General features: G+C 63.1%; 3 protein-coding genes and 1 pseudogene. 3 read left to right on the forward strand and 1 reads right to left on the reverse strand.

Annotated elements, in window-relative coordinates:
• The first annotated feature begins 337 nt into the window (after positions 1-337).
• A complete protein-coding gene (locus tag OKB81_RS19375) occupies positions 338-2257 on the forward strand; it encodes an EAL domain-containing protein (RefSeq protein ID WP_010672614.1) in 1920 nt (639 codons plus the stop codon).
• Here the strand turns inward: OKB81_RS19375 and OKB81_RS19380 are convergent.
• Positions 2254-3168 carry a 1-aminocyclopropane-1-carboxylate deaminase/D-cysteine desulfhydrase gene (locus tag OKB81_RS19380; protein WP_160839336.1) on the reverse strand — a complete coding sequence of 305 codons (915 nt, stop codon included), beginning with the start codon at positions 3166-3168 and terminating at the stop codon, positions 2254-2256. The genes OKB81_RS19375 and OKB81_RS19380 overlap by 4 nt on opposite strands.
• 120 nt (positions 3169-3288) lie before the next feature.
• Here OKB81_RS19380 and OKB81_RS19385 point away from each other — a divergent pair.
• Positions 3289-3852 (forward strand): annotated as a pseudogene (locus OKB81_RS19385) (type IV pilus modification PilV family protein).
• The gene (locus tag OKB81_RS19390; protein ID WP_270666855.1) at positions 3852-4613 is read left to right on the forward strand and encodes a PilW family protein; all 762 of its coding nucleotides are present in this window, start codon (positions 3852-3854) and stop codon (positions 4611-4613) included. The pseudogene OKB81_RS19385 and the gene OKB81_RS19390 overlap by 1 nt, the downstream one beginning before the upstream one ends.
• The last annotated feature ends 52 nt before the right edge of the window (positions 4614-4665 follow it).

Consider the following 4665-nt stretch of genomic DNA (forward strand, 5'->3'; position numbering starts at 1 on the left):
TGATCTCGCACCTCGATAACTGTACGTAAGATCAGTATAGTTCGTGGTAACTGACTGCTAATCATGGGTAATCAGGTCTATTTTTGTCAGTAGCACAGAGTGTTAGTTTTGATATGAGTGTTTCTTTTGGTCCCCGTTGTGGGACCATTTTTCTGTCCGCTCCTCAGCCTGTGTCCCCTCGTTCTCTCCCTTGATGCCTCTTTTGCGGCCCGCGCAACGGCGCCGCATGACGCATCCGCCCGCTTATTTGCAGAAGCGGGATCTTCATCCATAGGCGGCGTTTGGTCTGGGCTGATACCATGATGCCCTATGGATGCTGTCGGCTACGGAAAGGCACATGAAACTGACCACTCAACTCGTCTCTTTTATTACGCTGTGCGTGATCTCGGCCATGGCCATGGTGATGCTCGGCGGGGTCTTCAGTTTCCGCCAGATGGGAATGGAGCTGCAGCAGAACCGGGTCGACTCCCTGGTGGAGATCATCGACAAGCAGCTCGGGGTGACCGATGACCAGCAAGCCCTTGCCCGCTGGCTGCCCTCCCTGTTGCGGGCCTCCCATGTGGTGGAGCTGGAGATCCGTCAGGACAAGCAGCGGGTCTACTGGTTTCGCGATGTGCAGCAGCAGACGGACGAGAGCCTGCTGATCGCCTACAGCGAGGCGATCCCCAATCAGGCCGGGATGCGGGCCGACTTCAAGCTGGACAGGCCGTTCAAGGAGTTCGAGTACTCCATGAAGGCGATGTTCGGCATCTCTCTGGGTATCTTCATCGTGGTGTTCGGGCTCTGGTACTCCATCCGCTGGCTCCGTCAGCAGTTGCGCGGTGCCGAGCTGCTGGCGGAGCGTGCCCAGCTGATCCTGGATGGCAAGCTGACCAAGCTGGCCCATGACCCTGCCGAGGAGTGGCCTGTCTCGGCCAGTCAGGCCCTCACCCATCTGCTGACCGAGCTGGCCGACGCCCGCAAGGAGCGCAGCCGCTTCGACAACTTCATCCGCAGCAACGCCTTCGTCGACAAGACGACGGGCATCGGCAACCGCCTCTTCTTCGACAACCGGCTGGAGAGCGCCATCATGGAGGCAAGCGTGATCAGCGGCGGCGTGTTGCTGATCGAGCTGGCCGGTCTGGAAGAGCTGGATCCCGAGCTGAGCGGGCGCCCGAGCCAGGAACTCCTGATGGAGGCGAGCGCCACCATCGCCGCCTTCGTGCGCAAGCACAGCGGAGCCCTGCAGGCGCGCTATGCCGGTCAGGTCTTTGCCGTGCTGCTGCCGAACATGTCAGAGAGCGAGATGGTGGACGGCGCCAGCCAGTTGCTCAAGAGTCTGCAGCGGCTGCACTGGCCCGAAGCGGTCAATGCCGACACCGCCGTCTATCTCGGTGCGGTCTGCTATCAGGCACAGGATTCCCTGCTCAAGGTGCAGGAAGAGGCGGAGCTGGCGCTCAAGAGCGCGCGTCTGCAAGGACACAGCGGCTGGTTCCTGTTCGAGAAATCCCTCAACGAGGAGGCGAGCAGCAAGGGAACGGTGCGCTGGCGCACCCTGATCAGCCGTCGCATCGAGGAGCAGGGCATCGACTTCTACGTCCAGCCTGTGCAGCAGGAGCGGGATCAGGTGGTGTTGCAGCAGGAGCTGCTCATCCGCCTTCACGACGAACAGGGCCGGGAGCTGCAGGCGGGGGTCTTTATGCCCATGGCGGAGAAGGCCGGTCTGCTGCTGCCGCTGGACAGGCTGGTGGTGGCCCGAGCCTTGCGACTGCTGCGCCAGCGACCGGCATCGAGCTGCCCCATCAGCCTCTCTCTGTGCGCCCAGAACCTGCTCACCCGCGAGTTCCAGCGCGAGCTCTTCTTCGAGCTGTTCCAGTTGCCGCGCAGTACCAACGAGGGGTTGATCCTGCAGTTGTCGGAGTCTCAGGTGACCCGCCACTACGAGGCCCTCAAGCGGCCGCTTCGGGCGATGCGCATGCTGGGGTGCAGGCTTGCCATCGATCACGCGGGCCAGGACGTGGTGAGCACCCAGTACATCAAGGAGTTCGAGATCCACTTCCTCAAGCTGCACCCCAGCCTGGTGCGGGAGATCCACCTGCGCCAGGTCAACCAGATGGCGGTACGCAGTCTGGTGGGGGGCTGTGCCAATACCCAGGCCCGGGTCATCGCGGTGGGGGTGGAGAGTGGCGACGAGTGGAAGATGCTGCGACACCTGGGCGTGCATGCCGGTCAAGGTCCCTGGTTTGCCGACCCCGAGCCCCTCAACCTGCCTGACTAGCGTCCCGGCCGGGGTGACAGGCGGCCCTGCTCCTGCAGGCCCGCCAGCCCCTGCAAGCCACCGGTGTGGATGAAGATGATCTTGCTGCCGCGCGCAATGCGGCCTGCCGCCAGTTCGCGAAACAGCCCCCACATCGCCTTGCCACTGTAGATGGGTTCCAGCGGCAAGCCGGTTTCTGCACTGAATGCCTGCACCCATTGCCAGAGTGCCGGACTGAACCTGGCATAGCCGCCGTCGTGGTGATCCAGCGCAATGCGCCAGCCCGGAGTAGTGGCCGCTGCCGGATGCAACCGGCATACCTCGCCGGTGATGAAGTCGGCCCCCTTGAGCACCGCGATGGCCAGGATCTGCTCCTGCGCCCGCTTGCCCGCGATGAGCCCCGCCAGGGTGCCGCCGCTGGCGCAGGGCAGCACCCAGAGATCCGGCGAGAAGGGCACCTCGTCGACAAGCTCGGCCACTCCGGGGATGGCCAGCGGGCTGCTGCCTCCTTCCGGTACCAGCAGGGTGTCGTCATCCTCGAACCGGGCAAGCCATTCGGGATCCTGGCGCCGGCGATAGTCCTGCCGGTCGACAAAAACGAGATCCATGCCCCAGCCTTTCGCCGCTTTCAGGGTGGGATTGCTGACGGTATCCCCTTCACCGCGTATGATGCCCCTGGTGCGCAGTCCCAGTCTGAGTCCTGCTGCGGCCAGGGCGTGAATGTGATTGGAGTAGGCGCCGCCAAAGGAGAGGATGTGGCCCTTGCCCAGCGTCTGTGCCTGTTGCAGATGGTATTTTAGCTTTCGCCACTTGTTGCCGGAGAGGGTCGGGTGGATCAGATCGTCCCGCTTGCACCAGAGCGTGACGTCATGGGCTGCCAGCAGAGGATGCCGGATCCGGTGCAGGGGGGAGGGGAGCTGAAGGGGCGCCATGGGATCGTCTCCCGTGGGTGCCAGCGTGGCCGTCGATGCGTCATTTGTCATAAAGTTGGAGGCTAATAGCCTGTTTATGTTAAGGTTTAGTCCTTTTTACGCGGCCAGGTGAAGATCCAGATGAAGTCACTGTTCAGGCGTTCTCCCTCCAGCCATCAGGTCGGGATCCTGCTGGCCATCGCCCTGACCGGCGTCCTGGGGCTGCTTATCAATCAGGCACCCCAGGCGGTGGATCCGGTGCAGCAGGTACGCGCCGCCCAGCTGGCCCAGCGGATCTTAAGCGAGGTACTGCAAAAATCCTTCGATGAGCACTCGGATCACAATGGCGGCCGTTTTCGCTGCGGTGAGACCGCCGGCACGCCTCCCGTGGTCTATCCCCCCTGCACCTCGGTCGCCGACTACGGCCCGGAGGGGGGCGAGACCCGCCCCTATGCCTTCAACGACGTGGACGATTTCGACACCTGGGGTCACTGGGTGGACGCCAACCAGTTTACCTAGACGGATGCCGAGGGTGTCAGTGACCAGGAGTATCGCCACTATCAGATCAGGATCGCCGTCACCCCGGATACCCTGTTTGGTAGCAGTGGGCCGGGGGCCGAGTCCATCGGCAAGCGCATCACCCTGACCGTGCGCCTGCCGGACGGGAGCGAGCTGGTCTTCGGCCTCTATCGGGGGAACTACTGATGGGCAAGCCACATTCCCGTGATGCCGCGTGGGAACACCCATGTGCCAGACTCGCCCGTGACCGCGTCCGACCCGGGCGTGAGGGGGGCTTCACCCTGGTGGAGCTGGTGATGGTGATCCTGCTGCTCGGGGTGATGGCGACCTTCTCCAGCCAGTTTATCGGCATCGGCACCCAGATTTACGGGGATGCCAGCCGCCGCGAGCAACTGATGAGCGATGCCCGTTTCGCCCTGGAGCGGCTCAATCGCGAGGTGCGCGACGCGGTCCCCGGTTCGGTGCGGGTCGAGGACGCAGGGGGCGGTGCCCAGGAGCAGGGGGCCTGTCTGCGGTTCTGGCCCATCGCTACCGCTAGCCGCTACCTGGAGACGGCTAGCAGCACCGTGCTTCGCATCGTCGAGCCTGTCACCATGCCGGCAAAGGAAGATACGGCCATCATCTATCCGCTGCCTGACACGACCTCTGGCAGTACCATCACGCTGGACAAGGGGTGTGTGCAGGGGCGTTGCACTGCCAGAGTGACCGAGGTAGGAACTCCCGTCTCCGGGGCCGTGCCGCTGACCCTGGCTGGTGCGCTCGCCAAGGACTCCCCGGGCCAGCGCATCTATTTTGCGAACCAGCAGGTGCTCTATTGTGTGAGAGGGGGCAACCTCTGGCGCATGGCCAAGTCCCTCGACGACACCCTGAGCAGCAGCGAGACCACCCGGTTGATGGCGGAGCATATTCGTCCCGCCGCCTATTATACCAATCGGATTAAACATTAGGTCAGTTTTATCCAATCTCGGCTACAAAGTGACATCACCCGCTCCACATCGG

The sequence above is a fragment of the Aeromonas sp. QDB56 genome (assembly GCF_027705505.1).
Lineage (GTDB): Bacteria > Pseudomonadota > Gammaproteobacteria > Enterobacterales > Aeromonadaceae > Aeromonas > Aeromonas caviae.

What these genes read in the sequence shown, in the direction of transcription:
- OKB81_RS19375 (WP_010672614.1), top strand. Translation starts at nt 338, where the DNA reads ATGAAACTGACCACTCAACTCGTCTCTTTTATTACGCTGTGCGTGATC.
- OKB81_RS19380 (WP_160839336.1), bottom strand. Translation starts at nt 3,168, where the DNA reads ATGGCGCCCCTTCAGCTCCCCTCCCCCCTGCACCGGATCCGGCATCCT.
- OKB81_RS19390 (WP_270666855.1), top strand. Translation starts at nt 3,852, where the DNA reads ATGGGCAAGCCACATTCCCGTGATGCCGCGTGGGAACACCCATGTGCC.